The sequence below is a fragment of the Acetobacterium sp. genome (assembly GCF_030652775.1).
Taxonomy (GTDB): domain Bacteria; phylum Bacillota; class Clostridia; order Eubacteriales; family Eubacteriaceae; genus Acetobacterium.
The window spans coordinates 106,105-124,356 of record NZ_JAUSPS010000012.1 but is presented as its reverse complement, the minus strand read 5'-3'; the positions used below and the strand labels follow the sequence as shown (position 1 = coordinate 124,356).

Genomic DNA, 18,252 nt, shown 5'->3' with positions numbered 1-18,252 from the left:
GTTAAGTTTATTTTAACTGATTGTTGATACCTTTAGCAAGGTAACATTCGCTTGAAATTAGATTGATCGGTTATTACCAAAGTGCCGTGAGCGGCGAAATCAAAACCCGTCCCGATAGAGGGGCATGGTCATGCAGCGGGGACCGCCCCGGCCACGGACCAGTTCGGATGCTTCGATGCCGATGACTTCGATACCGTTTTGACTGAGTACCTCGTTGGACTTCTCATTCCGGGCATAGGCGACGATGACCCCCGGGGCAATCGCCAGGGTGTTGGTGCTGTCGTTCCATTGTTCCCGGGCCGCGGCAACCGGGTTGCCACCGCCACTCTCAATCAGGTTAATGGCCGGCAAACCGAGCACTGATTTAAGGGCTTCTTTGAGGCTGTCTTTGCGCTCGTAATGGAGATAGTCTTTTTTGCCGGGGGTCATGATGACCGTTTCCACCTGTTCCAGAATCCCCGGGTAGACAATGAATTTATCCACGTCCACCATCGTAAAAACGGTGTCCAGATGCATAAAGGCGCGGTTGCTGGGGATTTTTACGGCCAGCACCTTTTCGATGCCGTGATCGGCATTAAAGAGGTTTTTAGCCAGTTCCTCACCCCCCTGAACCTCGGTCCGCTCACTGCAACCGACAGCCACCACCGTCGGGCTTAAAATCAGGATATCGCCGCCTTCAACTGAAAAGAAGTTGGTATCCTGGTAAAAGGTTTTATTGCCACAGCTGGCAAATAGCGGGTGATGCTCATAAATCGCGGACATATAGCGGCTTTCCCGTTTTCGGGTGCGGGTGGCCATGGCGGAAATACACATCCCGTCATGAATGGTCACGGCCGGGTCCCGCATAAAATATAAATTCGGTAGCGGGTTTAAATAAAAAGCATAGGGTTCCGGGCCTTTTAAATAATCGGTCAAGACCAGATGCCGCTCCATATGGCCCAGTTCTTTTTGCAGCACTCCGGCAATCAGGGCATCACCCAGGGCATTGCTGTCCAGTGACATCAGATATTCATTTAAGAAACCATCGATGTAGTTCCCCGATGAGGGATTTTTGTCGATCACTTCGGCAATGATACTCTCCCGGACGGAAGTATTTTTTAAAATGTCTTTTAATAAATCCTCCACGTACAGCACCTCGGCGCCCCGCTTTCTGAGGATCGCCGCAAAGGCATCGTGCTCCTCCTGCATCCGGGTCAACCAGGGGATATCCTCAAACAATAATTCTTTCAGTGAGTCCGGTACAATCCGCTCCAGTTCTTTGCCCGGTCGGTGGACCAGGACCTTTTTCAGGGTGCCAATTTCAGATTCTATTTTTAAGTTCTTAGTATTCATATTTTATCTCCAATTTTTTCAATACCCGGTTATTATACCATCGGTTTCATAAAAAACCTACCATTAAAGACAACAAATTAAGTCAACAAAAAAAGAAGAACCTGAGTTCTTCTCCTGATGTGGAACTTTTTATCTTGTCGTTATGAAACTAACAGTGCACCATCAGCTTCATTCTCATCTAGTAATACAATTTTTACGCTTTGAGTTAAGAGATCGGAATAACTAAAAGACAATTTTTGTTCTTTTCGTTGATCCTCTTGAACTCGTACAGTAAAAATACTGGGATAAGTGCTTTCAATTACCCCTTCTTTTTGGTAGAGTTTCTTCTTGCTTTTATGTGCTTCAAGTTTGACTCGTCTGCCCAAATAATTTTCCACCTCGCGTCTAATGTCCATAATGGTTGCTTTTGGCATGAACTTCACCTCTCTGTGGTTTTCTCTACGTCAGTATACCACAGATTTGCGGAAAAGTAAAATTTTTTATTATAACAAGACCTGCTTTTTTTGTCAATATGTAATTTTGATTTTCGTTTACATCTTGTTCAACGTTTACATTTCTTAAGTTTTCAGATTCTTCATTCCTTAAATTTTAACCGTCGTCGCTGATCAGTGTTTTTTCTTTGGCGCATTCGGATCGGGGTTGGGTGTTTCGTTAAATAGCGAATACATTTCTTTGCCATAACGCAGGGCATCGACAATCCGCATCGGGTTATGCAACCAGATGGCGTCATCCAGCTTGGTCAGCACTTCAAAGGGTTCAAATCCCCAGGTGCATAAAACTGGCAGCATTCCCGCTCTCACGGCGGTTTCATAGTCGACGGTAGAATCACCGACATACAGACATTGCTGAGGTTTCAGGCCCATTTTAGCGACCAGTTCCAGGGTTACCGCCGGATTCGGCTTTCTCAGCGCGTCTTTGGTAAAGCCCCGCACATCGACATAATCATAATCGCTGAATAACGCATTGACCAGTGATTTTGCGGCAATATCCGGTTTGTTGGTACAGACACTCCAGGGAATGTCGTTAGCCTTTAAATAGTCCAGCAATTTCGTAATTCCCGGATAGGGTTTGGTTTTCTTGCGATAATTAACAGAATACTCCGCTGAGACCATTTCTGTCAGCCGATCCACAAACGCTTCATCATCCCAATATTTTTCCGGCAGGGCATCCCGGGTCAGATTTCTCAGCCCTCTGCCGATGAGTTTTTTGCCCTCATCATAGGAATGGATCGGAAATTGATGATATTTCATAATCTCATTGACCGAATCGATCAGGTCTTCCAATGAATTGACCAGGGTGCCGTCCAGATCAAAGATAATCCCCTTATACTTATGCATGACGTCCTCCTCTTCTGCGATTGCATGTTTTTTTATTATTATACCCCATTTTTTGAATAAATTTTGTTTTTTTAACAGCTTTGGATTATAATAAGATTATTCTTTTCTCTGGAGGTAATATTTTGGGTTATAAGGAAGATAATTATCTGAATCTCAGTAAATCTTTAATTAAAAAACTTGAAAAACGAAATTTTAAAGGCTACTATTGCCAAACTGCCCAGGAGGCACTGGAACTGGCCTTGTCACTGATTCCCAGCGGGGCCAGCGTGACCCATGGCGGTTCGGAATCGATCAAGGAAATTGGCCTGCTTGATGCCGTTAAGAATGGTGATTATCAATATATTGACCGCAGCCTGGCGAAAACCGCCCAGGAAAAAAGAGAGGTAGTGGCCCAGGGCGTCCTGGCTCACACCTTTATTACCGGCACCAATGCCATCACCATGGATGGCGAACTGGTCAATGTCGATGGCATCAGCAACCGGGTGGCGCTGATGTGTTTTGGTCCGGAGCAGGTGATAGTCATTGCCGGGATCAACAAGATGGTGGCCAATACCGATGCCGGCGTTTATCGGGCCCAGAATATTGCCGCGCCGGTGAATGCCATTCGCTTAAGTGCTAAAACCCCTTGTTATGACACCGGAAACTGTGCCCAATGTCATGCCGATGACTGTATGTGCGCCAATATCGTGATCACCCGACACAGCCGCGTCGCAGACCGGATCAAGGTGATTCTGGTGGGAGAAAATATTGGCTACTGAGATGACGACTGAAGCGAATGCCCTGAATGCTTTAAAACAAGCTTTTTCGGTTTATCCTCAACGCATCAAAACCGAACCGCGGGTGGCATATGCCGGCACCCGCGGTTCTTATGGCGAAGCCGCCAGCCTGGCATTTTTTAAACAGGATTGTGAACTGTTTGCCTATAAAACCTTTGAGGATGTATTTGTGGCCCTCAGTCAGGGCTTTATTGATTACGGCGTGCTGCCGATTGAAAACTCATCGACCGGGTCGATTGCCGCCGTTTATGACCTGCTGTCCCGCTATCAGTACTTTATTGTCGGCGAAGAAGAGATCAAAGCCCGGCACTGTCTGCTGGCTCCCAAGGGCGCCAGTTTGGCGACGATCACCGAGGTTTATTCCCATCCTCAGGGTTTTTCCCAGTCCGAGGAATTTCTCAAAGACTATCCGGACTGGAAGTGTATTCCATACTTTAATACCGCCATCGCCGCCGAATACGTGGCTGGGCAGAATGACCCGACCATGGCCGCCATTGCCAGCAAGCGGGCCGGCGAAATCTATGACCTTGAGGTCCTGGCCGAAGATATCAACTTCTCCCAAACCAACGTGACCCGCTTTGTCGTTATTTCCCGGGCGATCGAACTGTTTGAGAATCCCAGCCGGGTCAGCATTGCCTTTCGGCTGCCCCACCGTCCCGGCGCACTGTACGAAATCATCGGGATCTTTTCGGTCTTTTCACTCAACCTATGCAAGATCGAATCCCGGCCACTGTTAAAAGAGAATTGGGAATACCTGTTCTTCATCGACTTCACCGGCAACATCTCCCAGAATACCCTGGTCAACCTGCTGCCGATCATTGAAGAAAAGGCCGAATATTTTCAATTTCTAGGCTATTATCCGCAGTTTGAAGCCGAGTAATCACGACAAAATAATTAACCCCCGCTAAAGCATTGATATGCTTTAGCGGGGGTTGTTTTTTTGCTTATTTATATGTTTTTCTCGTTATTTCTTCGCCAGTTCAATCCAGGTATCATGACCATTCAGATTAAACATTTCGCCGACACCGGCTTTTACGGTAATCGTATCTGCCAGGGTTTCGGTTTTGATAAAATCAGTATAGATTTCAATCGCCCGATCCATCGCTTCGTCGCTGCTGTAGCTGATGTCGATGCGGTCCATGACTTCGTAGCCGTTGGATTTTCGCAGCTGCTGAATCCGGGAAACAAATTCCCGGGCACAGCCTTCATCCAATAGATCCTGATCTAAGCTGGTATCCAGGATGATAAACTTGTTATTGAACATCTGGACGTTAAAGCCTTCTTTAGCCGAAATCCGGATATCGATGAAATCTTTGCGGAGTTCGAGGCTTTCTCCATCCAGCTCAATCACAAAGCTGCCGTCTGCTTCCAGCTTGGCCACCACCTCACTGGCTTCGACAGAGGCTAGGGCCTTGCCCAGCAGCTTGACGTTTTTGCCCAGCACCGGGCCGGCGACCTTGAAGTCCGGTTTTAACGCATAATTCATAAAGTCACCGAGGTTATCTTCAAAAGCGACTTTTTTGATATTCAGTTCTTCTTCAATCAGAACGCAGAGATCGCCGAGGGTTTCCCGGTATTTGCCATCGACAATAATCTTGGACAGTGGCTGCCGGACCTTAATCTGCGCTTCTTCCCGGGCACCCCGGCCGAGACTGACCAGTTCTCTGACCAGATCCATCGGTTCTTCAATGGCATCCTGAACCAGCTCTTCGTTGACAGTCGGATAATCGGCCAGATGAACAGAAACACCATCGGTCAGTTTTTGATACAATTCTTCGGTGATGTAAGGGGCAAAGGGAGCACACAGGCGAACCACCCCTTCCAATACTTCCCAGGTGGTGTTGTAAACGGCTTTTTTATCTTCCGTCAGCTCGGATCCCCAGAAACGGCGACGGTTGCGGCGGATGTACCAGTTGGATAAATCTTCGTTGACAAAGTTCTGGATTTTCTTGACTGCTTTAGTTAAATCAAAAACTTCCATTTCTTCGCGAACTTCTTTGACCAGGCGATTATATTTGGACAAGATCCAGGCATCGATTTCGGGACGTTCGGCATAGGGCACAAAGAATTCGCGGGGATCGATGTTGTCGGTATTGGCATAAAGAGCAAAGAAATGATAGGTGTTCTTCAAGGTGTTAAAGAACTTGCTTTGAACTTCTTTGATCCCCTTGACATCAAAACGGGTGGGCGTCCAGGCCGGCGACACATAAAGCAGATACCAGCGCAGAGCATCAGCCCCATATTCTTCAAACATTTCAAACGGATTAACGGTATTGCCCTTGGTTTTGGACATTTTCTGTCCTTCGGCATCGAGGATCAGGTCATTGACCAACACCTTTTTGTAAGGCGCTTTGCCGGTCACGAAGGAAGAAATCGCCAGCAATGAATAGAACCAGCCGCGGGTTTGGTCAATCCCTTCACAGATGAAATCAGCCGGGAATTGTTCTTCCCACAGTTCTTTATTTTCAAACGGGTAGTGATGTTGGGCAAAGGGCATCGAACCGGAATCAAACCAGCAGTCGATAACGTCTTTGACCCGGGTCATCGTTTTGCCGCAATCAGGACAGGTGAAATGGACATCATCGACATAAGGGCGATGCAGCTCAATGCTTTCGTCAATATCCTCAATCGCTCGTTCCACCAGTTCTTTGCGGGAACCGACGGTTTCCAGTTTACCGCAATCATCACAGCGCCACACTGGCAGCGGTGTTCCCCAGTAACGGCTGCGCGAGATGGCCCAGTCGTTGAGGTTTTCCAGCCAATTGCCGAAACGTTTTTCGCCGACAAAATCCGGGTACCATTCAACACCATTATTGTTTTCGATCAGGGTATCTTTAATTTTGGTCATTTCCAGATACCAGCTTGGTTTGGCATAATATAGTAGCGGAGTTTTGCAACGCCAGCAATGCGGATAATTATGCAGCACCTTTTCTTTTTTGAACAGTTTGCCTTCGGCTTTCAGCCATTTGATAATATCGAGATCGGCATCGATGACAAATTGTCCCTTCCAGGGGGTGTCAGTATATTTTCCGTCTTCAGCCACCGGTTGCAGCACCGGCAGATTGTACGCCCGGCCAACCTTGTAGTCATCTTCCCCAAAAGCCGGAGCGATATGAACAATCCCGGTACCGTCTTCGGTGGTGACATAATCAGCACAGGTGACAAAAAAGGCTTTTTTATCGGGCGTCACAAATGGCATCAGCTGCTCATACTCGACGTATTCCAGGGCTGATCCCTTCATTTCATCGAGAATTTCGTAGTCGTCGCCCAGTAATTTGGGCGCCAGCACCTTGGCACAGATATAGACTTCATCATTGCTGCGGGCTTTGATGTAATCGGCATCGGGATGAACGGCCAGGGCCACATTGGCGGCCAATGTCCAGGGGGTGGTGGTCCAGACTAAAAAGTATTCATCGGCATCCTTGCGTTTAAATGCGGCGACGACGGTATTGCTTTTGATTTCCTGATAGCCCTGGGCAACCTCATGGGAGGCCAGACCGGTGCCACAACGGGGGCAATAGGGCATGATCTTGTGACCTTCATATAGAAAGCCTTCTTTATTAAACTTATCGAGAATCCACCAGACGGTTTCAATATAATTATTATCCAACGTGATGTAGGGATCTTCCATGTCAATGAAATAACCCATTTTGCGGCTCATTTTCTTCCATTGTCCTTCGTAATTGAAGACCGATTCCTTACATTTTTCGTTGAACTTATCGATGCCATAGGCTTCAATTTCGGGTTTGCTGGACAGCCCCAGCTGTTTTTCAACTTCGATTTCCACCGGCAGGCCATGGGTATCCCAGCCGCCCTTACGAAGGACCCGGTAACCGTCCATCACCTTGTATTTGCAGACCGTATCTTTCAGGGTCCGGGCCAGTACGTGATGGATCCCCGGCCGACCATTAGCGGTGGGGGGGCCTTCATAGAAAACAAAATTTTCTTTTCCTTCGCGGTTATCAATGGTTTGCTGCAACAGATTCATCGCTTCCCATTGTTGTGAGATCGCATCTTCGCGCTCGCCGATTTTTCCCTCTATTAGTGTTTTAAACTGTGCCAAATTTCTACCTCCATTAAGTCTCTCTGAGTTATTCTCTGTGTTAAATTCTCTTAGTTAAATTAAGTGCCTTAAGTAAATGTTCTGAATTAATTGCGGGATCCGAATGTGTTCCTCGCTGTTGAATAAATCAAATGCTTTTACACAACTGTTCCTAAATAAGTGTGCGACACGATCCTGCCTAACAAAACCGCATCAACAAAAAAACGCCCCCTGAAAAATCAAGGGACGAAAAATCGCGGTACCACCCAAGTTGGCAGAAAACTGCCCACTCTCTGAAGTTAACGATTCCCCGGGGTTTCCTAATCTGGTTTAAGCAATGGCTAACCAGCCTTCAGAAATCCTGTTCAAAGGTGATCTCCCTGAGGTATCTTTTAATAATCTTTCACCAAAATGATTATCTCTCTGCTAAAGCCTTCCCCACAGCGTCCTTGTCCTGACATTTATGTTCTTATTTATAACTATTTAAAAGTAAAAAGGTCTGTTCTATATTCTATCCAATATCCTTAATAAAATCAAGTTTTTTGAAATCTTTATTCTAAAAATTAAGAATCTCGGTTATAATGAGGTAATCATCCAATTCGTAATCAGCTCAGAACATTGAGAAAGGCTGTGAGTTTCATGTGCTGTTTCTCAATCACCTGCTGATTGCATCCAAAGGAGTTATTTATGAAAATACGTTATGTCGTTCTTTCGGTTTTACTCATTGGGGTTCTTATTGTCGGCGCTGTCTTTATCATGCCAAAGCTGATCAGCGATGAAGCAAGCACCACCAATGAAGCCAGCAACAGCAGCACCACCGCGGTAACCAAGCAGCCCGAGCCGATCAAGAATAATCAACCCGATACAACCGCCACCACCACGATTACGGTGCCGTCGGAAATGCAGACTGTCATTGAGGAAAATACTGAAGCAATCTATGTTGACGAAGCCGGTCTTTTAGCTGGCAATTATCCCAGCCAGATGGTCCCGCTTTACGGCGTCCAGAACGTTTCTGAATCCAATCAGATTACCAACGCCTCCGGGAAACCGGGTTGGAAAGCCACCTATGTTTCTGATTATAGCACCGATGAACTTCTTGTTTTCTATCAGAACCTGCTGGCCAGTGCCCCTGATTACACCGAGGAACCCATTTCTGAGTCAACCAGCCTGAAGGGAACCGTCAGCGGCTACAGCATCAGCATTACGATTTCACCCAACAACCCCGATAAAACTGACCTACCCGGCAACTCTGCCGTCAGTATTTTTATCGAACAGGTCTAATCGATGGGTTCAGATTTTTAAAAAAATACCTCAATTCAAGACCTTGTTTTGAAAAGAAATATGCGCTAATCTTATACTAAGCCAACGGCTCATCGTCGGCTTAGTATTTTTTTAGAATCGAGGACATACGAATGAATGATCAAACAAAAAAAATCACCTATACGGCGTTATTGATGGCCCTGACCTTTGTGATGACATCACTGGTGAAGATCCCACTGCCGACGGGTTATATTCATCCCGGTGATGGAGCGGTGCTGTTATCCGCTTATATTTTAGGACCCTGGGGCGGTCTGATTGCCGCCGGGATCGGTTCGGCCAGTGCCGACTACTTCGGTGGCTACAGCGCCTATATGCTGCCTACCTTTATTGCTAAAGGCTCGATGGCCTTTATCTTCGGCTATCTGATGAAGCGCTTTCCCGAAAAGAATCTGCTGTACTTTGCTTTTCCGGCCGTGATTGCGATGACCGCCGTTTATTTTGTTTCCGAAGTAATCATGTACGGCAACCTTGCCGGCCCTTTGGTAAACCTGCCCTTCAGCGCCCTTCAAGGTCTGGTTGGGATCGTGCTGGTGACGATTCTGCACAAACCCCTGGAACGTTTTCGCCTGAAACCCGTCAAGTTTTAGGAATCAAAAAAAAGACCCGTTGGGTCTTTGAGGTTAGTGATAAACTACCGTACCGACCAATTGTTAATCTGTTGTTCGCCGCGGCATCGGACAGGCGCTGCCGTGTCCGCTCCGATGCGTACAACATGATGTAACAATTGTCGGTACTGGGTTATCTTTTTTTAACCGCTGAGACCCAACGGGTCTTTTTTTATTTGCACAGAGTTCGCTGATGGCTTACATGTAGCCCTTCATGGTATCCAGGTATTCTTCGGCATTGTCGCGGATGCTCTGAATTTCTTCGGGTTTCAACTCCCGGGCGACTTTGGCCGGGCTGCCCATGATTAGTGAATTTGGCGGGAAGACCTTACCCTGGGTCACCAGCGAGCCGGCCCCAACAATCGAGTTGTCGCCAATTTTGGCACCGTTGAGGATAATCGCCCCCATCCCAACCAGGACATTATCGCCGATTTCGCAGCCGTGAATAATGGCATTATGGCCGATGCTTACCCCGTCACCAATGACCGTGGGATAACCCGGAGCCACGTGCACCACCGTACCATCCTGAATATTGGTCCGATCACCAATGGTAATGCTGTCGACATCACCGCGGATGACCGCCTGAAACCACACTGAGATAAAATTACCCAGTTTTACTTTTCCTACCACATCGGCACTTTTTGCAATAAAAATGGTTTTACCCAACATCATTTTGTTCACCCCACCTTTTTTCGTTTCGATCATTCTTGTCGCTAATTTGTTTCTACAATTCGTGTCTACATGATACTATTTTCAGGACTTTTTGTAAAGTTTTTCCAAGATCCCCTAATTTATGATAAAATATCAGCAAAACGAAAACACAAAGGACGAGTCAATGAATATTGCCAGTATTGAAAATCTTAAAAAAACCTATGGGGTGAAAACCCTTTTTAATCAACTCTCATTTTCCATCGCCGATACCGATAAGATTGGGGTGATTGGCGTTAATGGGTCGGGAAAAACCTCGCTGCTGCGGATCATTGGAAATCTCGATAGCCCGGATGCTGGCGAGGTTAAATTTTTCGGTACCAAACGGGTGGAAATTTTGTCCCAGGACCCCGATCTTGACCCCGATACCACGGTGCTTTCTCAGGTTTTTTCGGCCAACTCGCCGGAAATGAACCTGGTTCGGGATTATGAGTCCACCCTGGCCGCATTGGATGATTCCCCGGAGGACGGCGCGCTGCAAAAACGACTGATGTCGCTCTCCCAACGCATCGATGATGAAAACCTCTGGAACCTGAAATCCCAGGTGGAAACGATCCTCTCCCAACTGGGCATTCACGACTACCATAAACAGATTGGCCAGCTTTCCGGTGGGCAGCGCAAACGGGTAGCAATGGCCTCGGCCTTGCTGACCCCCTGCGATCTGCTGATCCTCGATGAGCCCACCAATCACCTCGATAATGACACCATTGCCTGGCTGGAAAATTACCTGTTAAACCGTAAAGGAGCCCTGCTGATGGTTACCCATGACCGCTATTTTCTGGATCGGGTCGTCACTAAAACGATCGAATTGGATATGGGCAACCTCTATGAATATACCGGCAATTATTCGGACTTTTTAGAGCAGAAAGCCAATCGCCGGGAAGCTCAAACCGCCATCGAAGCCAAGCGCCAAAACCTCTATCGCCGCGAACTGGCCTGGATCCGTCGCGGTGCCCGAGCCCGGACCACCAAACAGAAAGCCCGGATTCAGCGGTTTGACGAAATCAAAGAGCGGGCCACTGATCTTTCTGAAAACCAGATGGAAATTTCGGTGGGCTTTTCCCGGCTGGGAAAAAAAGTCATTGAAATCGAGCATTTAAGTAAGTCCTTCGGCCCCCAGAAAATCATCGCCGATTTTTCGATGATTCTCGGCCCCAGCGAACGGATTGGGATCATCGGCAAAAACGGTTATGGCAAGTCGACCCTGCTGAACCTGCTGGCCGGAAAACTTAAGCCGGATGGTGGCACCATCACCCTGGGTGATACCGTCAAGCTCGGTTATTTTTCCCAGGAATCTGAGGATATGGATCTGAGCCTCCGGGCCATTGATTATATCCGCGAAAAAGCCGAAGTGATGGAAAATTCCCGGGGTGAAACGGTTACTGCCGCCCAGATGATGGAACTTTTTCTGTTTGATAAAAACAGCCAATGGGTTTATATCTCCGAACTTTCCGGTGGCGAACGGCGACGGCTCTATCTGCTGGGGATCCTGATGATGGCCCCCAACGTGCTGCTGTTTGATGAACCCACCAACGATCTGGACATTGACACCCTGACGATTCTGGAGGCTTACCTGGACGAGTTTCAGGGTTCGGTGCTGACCGTTTCCCATGACCGTTATTTTCTGGATCGTACCTGTGAACAGATTTTTTCCTTCGACGGCAAAGGTCAGATCACCACCCAAACCGGTAATTATTCGGACTATATCAAGAAACATCCACTGACCGGCCTGGGCCATCGCGAGGACACCCCGGAGCCAACCATGAAAAAAGCTGCAGCTCCGGCCGGCGAAAAACCGAAAACCCGCAAACCCGGCCTGACTTATAAGGAAAAACGGGAGCAGGAGGCGCTGCTGCTGGATCTGGAAGCCAAGGATCAGCGGCTGGATTTTGTCACCAAGAAGCTGACCGAAATCACCAAAGACTACACCGTTTTGCAGGAACTGGCTGAAGAAAAGGCGGCGCTGGAAGAAGAACTGCTGGAGATTATGGATCGGCTGGAGACCCTGGAAAATCTCGAAAAAGGGGAATAATCTGGCCAGCGCGTGTCAGACCCAAAACTAACCGATGCAGTAATTAAATTTGATTATATAGGAAGGTTACATATGAAGATTATTTCGTGGAACGTCAACGGCATTCGGGCCGTAGAAAAAAAGGGCTTTGTCCCCTTTATTGAAGCAGCCAATCCAGATATCCTCTGCATTCAGGAAACCAAGGCCCATGACCATCAGTTGGAAGATGCTTTACTCAATATCCCCGGCTATTTCGCCTATTTTCACTCCGGTGAAAAAAAAGGGTACAGCGGTACAGCGGTTTATTACAAACAAGAACCCCTGGCCATCCGCACCGGTTTATCCGACCCGGCCTTCAACAATGAAGGCCGTACCATTATCATGGAATACCCGGATTTTATCCTTTACAATGTCTATTTCCCCAACGGCCAGAAAGACGATGAGCGGCTGAGTTTTAAAATGGACTTCAACCGCTGCATTCAAAATGATGTCCAGGAACTGCTGGCAGCCGGCAAAAATGTCATTGTCTGCGGGGATATTAACATCGCCCATCGCGAAATTGATTTGAAAAATCCCAAGGAAAACTCCAAGCGGTCCGGTTTCCTGCCAGAAGAACGGGCCTGGGTTGATGATTTCCTCAGCATCGGCATGGTCGATAGCTGGCGGGTGCAACATCCCGAAGCGATCAAATACAGCTGGTGGTCTTACCGCTTTAATGCCCGGGCCAACAACGCCGGGTGGCGGATCGATTCCTTTTTTGTATCTGAAAACTTCATGGCTCAAGTTGACAGCACCGATATTTTGGATGAAGTAATGGGCTCGGATCATTGCCCGATTGTTTTGAGCCTGAAATGACGAAAGCACCCATTGGGTGCCTAGGAATAGTGATCAATTTTGGATTGGTTCAAGAGATATTTGTTTACAGTATTATTATCGCAGCAGTTGCGGGCGAACAATGCTCGCCCCTACAAAATAATGCGTTACGTTGCTATTTATTTAACAGCACCCGCTATCATCAGCTCGTAGGGGCGAATCGCATTCGCCCGAGCACCCAGTGGGTGCTTTTTTCTCGTCATTATCTAATTCTCGGACTTCAGTTTTAGCCGGGCGACAGCCTCTCGGGCCGTATCCCATTCGTTGTAATAGAGAGTTTCGTCTTTCATGATTTCCTGTTTTTCGTGGCCTTTGCCGGCCAGCACCAACACATCTCCAGGACGGCACAGGGTGGCGCCGTAATAGATGCCTTCCTGGCGGAGTTCGACGGTGGCAACCTGATCGGTTTTTTCCCGGACGCCGGCCACTACCGCATTGATGATGTCGATTGGGTTTTCACTGGCGGGATTGTCCGAAGTCACTACCACCATATCGGCATACTCTCCCGCAATCCGGCCCATGATCGGCCGTTTTTCCTTGTCCCGGTCGCCGTTGCAGCCAAAGACCAGAACAATCCGGCCGGTAAATATTTTTCGCACCGACTGGAGCAGCTTTTCCAAGGAATCTGGAGAGTGGGCATAATCGATAATCACATCAAAAGGCGCCTCGAGATCCAGAATTTCCATCCGCCCTTCAACCCCCGGCATCGTCGCCAGGGCCGTCCGGATTACCGCCATCGGCACTCCTTCGACCACCGCGGCAATGATCGCGGCGATGGCATTATAAACCATAAACTCGCCGGGGATATTTAACCATAATTTTTCTTCCCCGTCCGGTGTAACCAGCGTAAAGTCAGTTCCTTTAGCGCCAAAGATCAGGTCTCTGGCGTAATAGTCATGGCCCGGATTCATACCATAGGTGAGCACCGGTACACTCGTTTTTTCTTTTAACATATCGCACAGCTTCCGACCCCAGGGGTCATCCCCATTGATAATGTTGGCTTTTTGGGCCTGAAAAAAGAGCTTGGCTTTGGCCTCAAAATAATTTTCAAAGGTCTTATGATAATCGAGATGATCCTGAGTCAGGTTGGTGAAGATGCCGTAATCAAAGTCCACCCCATTGACCCGATCCAGAGCCAGACCGTGGGAGGAAACTTCCATAAATAAGTGGGTACAGCCCCGCTCCTTCATTTCGTTGATAATCTCCTGGACTTCCAGGGATTCCGGGGTGGTGCGGCCGCGATTATCAACCACCTGATCGCCAATCAGATTATGGATGGTACCGATCAGTCCACATTTTTTGCCCTCTGTTTCAAAAATATGTTTAAGCATATAGGTCAGCGAGGTTTTGCCATTGGTTCCGGTAATGCCGGTGACCACCATCGACGCCGAGGGTTTTCCATAAAAACAGCTCCCCAGGAGCCCCAGGGCATGGCGGGAATCCCCGACTTTGATGTAACTTACTCCGGCCGGATAGTCAGTCAGGTCATCCTGATGGACCACCGCCACGGCGCCCTGGCTGATGGCCTTGCCAATGTATTGATGGCCGTCCGTGACATAGCCGGGGATGGCGACAAACAGGCTGCCCGGAACCACTTCCCGGGAATTGTAGCAAATCTTTTTTATATCACAATCTGGCTGATTGTTTCTTATTTCAATTATTTTCAGTTCGGTTAATAGTTTTTCCAGTTTCATTGGTTTCCCTCTCTTTTGTTTATCTCACGATACAACTCTTTTATTATTATACTGTTTTCCAATTTATCTGTCTAGCTGTGTTGGCTGTCATGTTCCAAAACATAGCTCAGATTGTCGACACTATTTTTGCAGAATAAAAAAAGAGACACTATTAGTATCTCCCGATTAAGTCACTGCAATCGTGATCCCTGCCGAATTTTTACATAGTAAACATATTGGCACAGGATGCCACAGCACATTCAACGCCGAAATCATCCTTGGTTACTTCTGCGCCGGGTTCAATCACGACCACCCGATGATCCCACGCCAGCGAAAGAAACATTTCCAGCAGCTCTACATCCCCCTGGGTAATAATAAAATCCAATTTCAGGACCTGACTCAAATGCCGGGCACAATGGATCCAATCTTCCAGATTATAGGCGCCGGAATCGATCATCATCAGGGACTTGTAATTTTTAAACATAATCCCCATGATCATCTCGGCCCGTTTAGGACCATATTTATTAATGGCATAGTGATATTCTTCTTTTAATGACTTTTTCCCCATCATCCACCCTTTGGTAATAAAATAGGTTTCACCCCGGATGGATTTAAGTTTCTCTTTATTATGAAGCAGGATCTGAATACAATCTTCAGAACGCAACAGGGCCAGTCTGGAATAATCACTTCGCAATCCGATCAATGCTTTGCCGCAGTTACCGTAACCCAAAAGAATGGTATCGTATTCCTGATGGCTGTCAATCACTTTTTGGAGTTCCTGGTTTAACATGTCCGGGTTGTTATGAAGTTCTGCACTCATCCAAATGGTATCATAATTGATGCCGGTATTCTTCATCGCTAAGCTCATCTCATCTTGAATCATTCCACACGCAATTAATAAGATACTTTCTTTCATCCCATACCTCAGTTATTCATAACTAATCGAAGGAAGCAATTGCCTCCAACCCAGAATCCTCACCGGTAAAGTACATAAGACCCCATCCAATGGGGTGATCTTTTTCATCCATCAGCTTCTGTTCCACAACCAGAACAGGATCGCCTTCCATAATGTCCAACACCTGACTGACTTCCCCTTTGGCCGCCATCGCCCGAATTTTGAGCTTTTTGGTCATCGCAAAGATGGAGTTCTTTTTGGCCACCATTTCCGGAAAGGTGGCATAACGAATTTCTTTTTCGACAATCGGAATGCCCCGATAATAGGGAATATATTTAACATCAAAGGCCTTAACGATGCCATCGCTGACAAAAACCCGCTTCACCACAATGACATGTTTATTTTCGGGGATTTCGAGATTAAAACCTACCTCATAGCTGGGTTTCACGACATTGACCTCAATCAGCCGGATTTCTTCACCTTTTTTTTCAGTTGTCATCATTTCATCAAAATGAAGCGTGTAGGAATCCAAATTAGGCTCGCAGACATAGTTGCCTTTGCCCGGAATGGAGTAAATATAACCCTCATTGACAAGAACTGCCAAACCTTTTCTGACCGTCATACGACTGACATTAAATTCTTCGCAGAGCAGGTTTTCTGACTGTATGGCATCACCCGGTTTAATTTCTTCACTGGTTATTCTATTTTTTATTGCATCTACTATTTTTAAATATTCGGGGGATCCCATTTTTCTACCACCTTGGTCTATTTATCATTATTTTTTTTCCCGGTTTTTTCGATCATCCATAATTTGCATTTTTCGACCCCGGTCATCACATCTTTCGTGGCAAAATCTGCCCCCACAATCTGTGCTGCTTTTTCATCAATGACAGCACCGCCAATAATCACCCGGTAATCATCCCGGATACCCCGGTTAACTAATTCACAGGCCACCGCCCGCATTTCATAAATGGTTTCCTGCTGCATGCCACTCATACCGATGATATCCGGTTTGACCGTTTCAATGGCTTCAATAACCTGATACAGGGAAACATCTGTCCCTAAATCAATGAGTTCGAATCCAGCGGTTCTGGCAAATGAGCCAAAAATATTTTTGCCAATATCATGACAATCACCGAAAACAGAAAAAAGCAGTAATCTGCCGATTTTATTTTTTGGAGTTACTTTGGTAATTTCTTTTAGTTCTTCGAGTTCCATCACTTCCTGAAAGATGATCCCGGCAAAAATCAAATCGGCAATAAAATAATCACTGGTTTCGTATAATTTACCGACCCGCTCCATTCCGGTTTGCAACCAATTGAAGATATCAATTGGTTTAAACCCTTTTCGAATAGCAATTCGCACGAGCTCCAGGGTTCGATCTTCATATAATCCTTCGATGGATCTTACAATGCTATGTTTCATAATTTAAGTTCCACTCCCTTAAAGGTGTAAATTGAATACCACCGTCATGTTTTGTCGACCTGGTTTTATCTAAATGATCACACCTGGAATTTCTAGTTTAATATTTTCAAGATCCTTTTAATTATAACCTAAATTATTTTTTTTGATAATGGTATAATTGATATAAATCTTGCAAATTTTAACGTCTTTGAATTTAGAGGCCTTTGCTCTTCATAATAGAAGAGCAAAAGTTACTAAACTGATTTTTTAGATATAGTTATCAGGTAATTTTTCATCAATAATGCTGCTCCCGAAATACCCATCCACATCAAAGTAATTTTGATATCAATGCCCTAATACCCGACCGTGTAAAGAAGCAATTCTCGTGTTTTGAGCCTATAATACATCCCATTTTCATGAAATCGTTTGTCGAAATTATACCATACTTATATCGACCTGTATATACAAATATCTACAAATCTTAGAAATTTAGGGTAAAAAATCGTTCTCTTTTTACTCAACATAACCGCTCATTTTCAACAAAAAAAAGATAAAAAGCCGAGACATGTCTCTTCCTTTTATCTCTAATTTTTCTATTTATTTATCCAGCGACCTGGGGTTGTTGATCACACGTGACCGCTTATACCCAACCCTGGCAAATTTTTACGCCTTCTGCCGCGTTCGTTGTAAATTGATCCGCGCCCACATACTCACACGATTCTTTGGTTACCGGATTTCCGCCAATAATTACCTTAGCAGTAATACCTGCCGCTTTTAATGCGTCAACAGTTTCTTTCATTGAGTCAATCGCCAGGGTTAAAACACCGCTCATGCCAATGATTGCGGGGTTGCAATCTTTGGCTTTCTCCACGAAGATTTCCGGAGCCACATCGATTCCCAAATCGACCACTTCAAAACCGGCCGCTTCCGACATACTTTTAAAGATGTTTTTTCCGATATCATGTAAATCACCATGGACCGTTCCGATAATGATGGTCCCGGCAACAGCAGAGTCATCACTGCCTAAAACGGGTTTTAAGACATTAATTGCTTCAGTTAATAATTCTCCGGCGAAGATCAGATCGCCAACAAAATATTCACCTTTTTCGAAAAGATCACCGACAATTGCCATACCACCCTGACATGCTGCAACTGCTTCCTGTGCTTCTGCTTCCGAGGGATTTGTAGCAACGAAATCATTGAGTATGTCCATCACGTCTTCTTCTTCTAAATCTCCAACTGCCTGTGTTAATACCTTTAAATCCAGCATTTAAAT

The 18,252-nt window shown here is 46.3% G+C and carries 16 protein-coding genes and 1 other annotated feature; of the genes, 6 read left to right on the top strand and 10 right to left on the bottom strand.

Going from position 1 to position 18,252, the window contains the following annotated elements; all coding sequences use genetic code 11:
* Positions 1–99: 99 nt before the first annotated feature.
* The 3 genes from Q7J41_RS02880 to Q7J41_RS02870 all read right to left on the bottom strand — a co-directional run bounded on the left by Q7J41_RS02880 (position 100) and on the right by Q7J41_RS02870 (position 2,669).
* Entirely contained in the window at positions 100–1,332 is a 1,233-nt protein-coding gene (locus Q7J41_RS02880; RefSeq protein WP_304885056.1) for an arginine deiminase, read from the bottom strand.
* 140 nt (positions 1,333–1,472) lie between these two features.
* On the bottom strand, positions 1,473–1,745 hold the full coding sequence (locus tag Q7J41_RS02875) for a Veg family protein (RefSeq protein WP_026395084.1): 273 nt from the start codon (positions 1,743–1,745) through the stop codon (positions 1,473–1,475).
* 192 nt (positions 1,746–1,937) lie between these two features.
* Complete coding sequence (locus tag Q7J41_RS02870) at positions 1,938–2,669, bottom strand: HAD family hydrolase (RefSeq protein WP_304885049.1); 732 nt, start codon at positions 2,667–2,669, stop codon at positions 1,938–1,940.
* A 122-nt stretch (positions 2,670–2,791) separates the two neighbouring features.
* On the opposite strand from Q7J41_RS02870, the gene Q7J41_RS02865 reads away from it, so the two are divergent.
* On the top strand, positions 2,792–3,427 hold the full coding sequence (locus Q7J41_RS02865; RefSeq protein WP_304885047.1) for a lactate utilization protein: 636 nt from the start codon (positions 2,792–2,794) through the stop codon (positions 3,425–3,427).
* Positions 3,417–4,325 carry a prephenate dehydratase gene (locus tag Q7J41_RS02860; RefSeq protein WP_304885045.1) on the top strand — a complete coding sequence of 303 codons (909 nt, stop codon included), beginning with the start codon at positions 3,417–3,419 and terminating at the stop codon, positions 4,323–4,325. Before Q7J41_RS02865 ends, Q7J41_RS02860 begins: the two co-directional genes overlap by 11 nt.
* 84 nt (positions 4,326–4,409) lie before the next feature.
* Here the strand turns inward: Q7J41_RS02860 and ileS are convergent, their stop codons facing one another.
* Positions 4,410–7,508 carry an isoleucine--tRNA ligase gene (gene ileS, locus Q7J41_RS02855; RefSeq protein WP_304885043.1) on the bottom strand — a complete coding sequence of 1,033 codons (3,099 nt, stop codon included), beginning with the start codon at positions 7,506–7,508 and terminating at the stop codon, positions 4,410–4,412.
* A 218-nt stretch (positions 7,509–7,726) separates the two neighbouring features.
* Positions 7,727–7,952, bottom strand: a binding site (T-box leader).
* Positions 7,953–8,174: 222 nt separating this feature from the next.
* Here ileS and Q7J41_RS02850 point away from each other — a divergent pair.
* The gene (locus tag Q7J41_RS02850; protein ID WP_304885041.1) at positions 8,175–8,768 is read left to right on the top strand and encodes a hypothetical protein; all 594 of its coding nucleotides are present in this window, start codon (positions 8,175–8,177) and stop codon (positions 8,766–8,768) included.
* A gap of 131 nt (positions 8,769–8,899) precedes the next feature.
* The gene (locus Q7J41_RS02845; RefSeq protein WP_304885039.1) at positions 8,900–9,394 is read left to right on the top strand and encodes an ECF transporter S component; all 495 of its coding nucleotides are present in this window, start codon (positions 8,900–8,902) and stop codon (positions 9,392–9,394) included.
* A 216-nt stretch (positions 9,395–9,610) separates the two neighbouring features.
* On the opposite strand, the gene Q7J41_RS02840 is transcribed toward Q7J41_RS02845, so the two are convergent.
* The gene (locus tag Q7J41_RS02840; RefSeq protein ID WP_304885037.1) at positions 9,611–10,084 is read right to left on the bottom strand and encodes a gamma carbonic anhydrase family protein; all 474 of its coding nucleotides are present in this window, start codon (positions 10,082–10,084) and stop codon (positions 9,611–9,613) included.
* A 163-nt stretch (positions 10,085–10,247) separates the two neighbouring features.
* Here Q7J41_RS02840 and Q7J41_RS02835 point away from each other — a divergent pair, with 163 nt between their 5' ends.
* Both Q7J41_RS02835 and Q7J41_RS02830 read left to right on the top strand, forming a co-directional pair.
* Complete coding sequence (locus Q7J41_RS02835) at positions 10,248–12,152, top strand: ABC-F family ATP-binding cassette domain-containing protein (RefSeq protein WP_304885035.1); 1,905 nt, start codon at positions 10,248–10,250, stop codon at positions 12,150–12,152.
* Between the two features lie 72 nt (positions 12,153–12,224).
* On the top strand, positions 12,225–12,986 hold the full coding sequence (locus Q7J41_RS02830; RefSeq protein WP_304885033.1) for an exodeoxyribonuclease III: 762 nt from the start codon (positions 12,225–12,227) through the stop codon (positions 12,984–12,986).
* 224 nt (positions 12,987–13,210) lie between these two features.
* Here Q7J41_RS02830 and Q7J41_RS02825 read toward each other — a convergent pair whose 3' ends face one another.
* From Q7J41_RS02825 to Q7J41_RS02805, 5 genes are all read right to left on the bottom strand, one after another.
* On the bottom strand, positions 13,211–14,698 hold the full coding sequence (locus Q7J41_RS02825; protein ID WP_304885032.1) for a UDP-N-acetylmuramoyl-L-alanyl-D-glutamate--2,6-diaminopimelate ligase: 1,488 nt from the start codon (positions 14,696–14,698) through the stop codon (positions 13,211–13,213).
* Positions 14,699–14,897: 199 nt separating this feature from the next.
* A complete protein-coding gene (locus tag Q7J41_RS02820; protein ID WP_304885031.1) occupies positions 14,898–15,593 on the bottom strand; it encodes a DUF1638 domain-containing protein in 696 nt (231 codons plus the stop codon).
* A gap of 22 nt (positions 15,594–15,615) precedes the next feature.
* The gene (locus Q7J41_RS02815) at positions 15,616–16,320 is read right to left on the bottom strand and encodes a GntR family transcriptional regulator (protein ID WP_026395095.1); all 705 of its coding nucleotides are present in this window, start codon (positions 16,318–16,320) and stop codon (positions 15,616–15,618) included.
* 17 nt (positions 16,321–16,337) lie between these two features.
* Complete coding sequence (locus tag Q7J41_RS02810) at positions 16,338–16,997, bottom strand: B12-binding domain-containing protein (RefSeq protein WP_304885028.1); 660 nt, start codon at positions 16,995–16,997, stop codon at positions 16,338–16,340.
* A 619-nt stretch (positions 16,998–17,616) separates the two neighbouring features.
* On the bottom strand, positions 17,617–18,246 hold the full coding sequence (locus Q7J41_RS02805; protein WP_304885026.1) for a B12-binding domain-containing protein: 630 nt from the start codon (positions 18,244–18,246) through the stop codon (positions 17,617–17,619).
* Positions 18,247–18,252: the final 6 nt, after the last annotated feature.

Bases quoted from the DNA above. Each gene is read 5' to 3' on its own strand.
- Q7J41_RS02850 (WP_304885041.1), top strand. From the start codon at position 8,175: ATGAAAATACGTTATGTCGTTCTTTCGGTTTTACTCATTGGGGTTCTT.
- Q7J41_RS02835 (WP_304885035.1), top strand. From the start codon at position 10,248: ATGAATATTGCCAGTATTGAAAATCTTAAAAAAACCTATGGGGTGAAA.
- Q7J41_RS02845 (WP_304885039.1), top strand. From the start codon at position 8,900: ATGAATGATCAAACAAAAAAAATCACCTATACGGCGTTATTGATGGCC.
- Q7J41_RS02830 (WP_304885033.1), top strand. From the start codon at position 12,225: ATGAAGATTATTTCGTGGAACGTCAACGGCATTCGGGCCGTAGAAAAA.
- Q7J41_RS02875 (WP_026395084.1), bottom strand. From the start codon at position 1,745: ATGCCAAAAGCAACCATTATGGACATTAGACGCGAGGTGGAAAATTAT.
- Q7J41_RS02815 (WP_026395095.1), bottom strand. From the start codon at position 16,320: ATGGGATCCCCCGAATATTTAAAAATAGTAGATGCAATAAAAAATAGA.
- Q7J41_RS02805 (WP_304885026.1), bottom strand. From the start codon at position 18,246: ATGCTGGATTTAAAGGTATTAACACAGGCAGTTGGAGATTTAGAAGAA.
- Q7J41_RS02870 (WP_304885049.1), bottom strand. From the start codon at position 2,669: ATGCATAAGTATAAGGGGATTATCTTTGATCTGGACGGCACCCTGGTC.
- Q7J41_RS02820 (WP_304885031.1), bottom strand. From the start codon at position 15,593: ATGAAAGAAAGTATCTTATTAATTGCGTGTGGAATGATTCAAGATGAG.
- Q7J41_RS02810 (WP_304885028.1), bottom strand. From the start codon at position 16,997: ATGAAACATAGCATTGTAAGATCCATCGAAGGATTATATGAAGATCGA.
- Q7J41_RS02840 (WP_304885037.1), bottom strand. From the start codon at position 10,084: ATGATGTTGGGTAAAACCATTTTTATTGCAAAAAGTGCCGATGTGGTA.
- Q7J41_RS02825 (WP_304885032.1), bottom strand. From the start codon at position 14,698: ATGAAACTGGAAAAACTATTAACCGAACTGAAAATAATTGAAATAAGA.
- Q7J41_RS02880 (WP_304885056.1), bottom strand. From the start codon at position 1,332: ATGAATACTAAGAACTTAAAAATAGAATCTGAAATTGGCACCCTGAAA.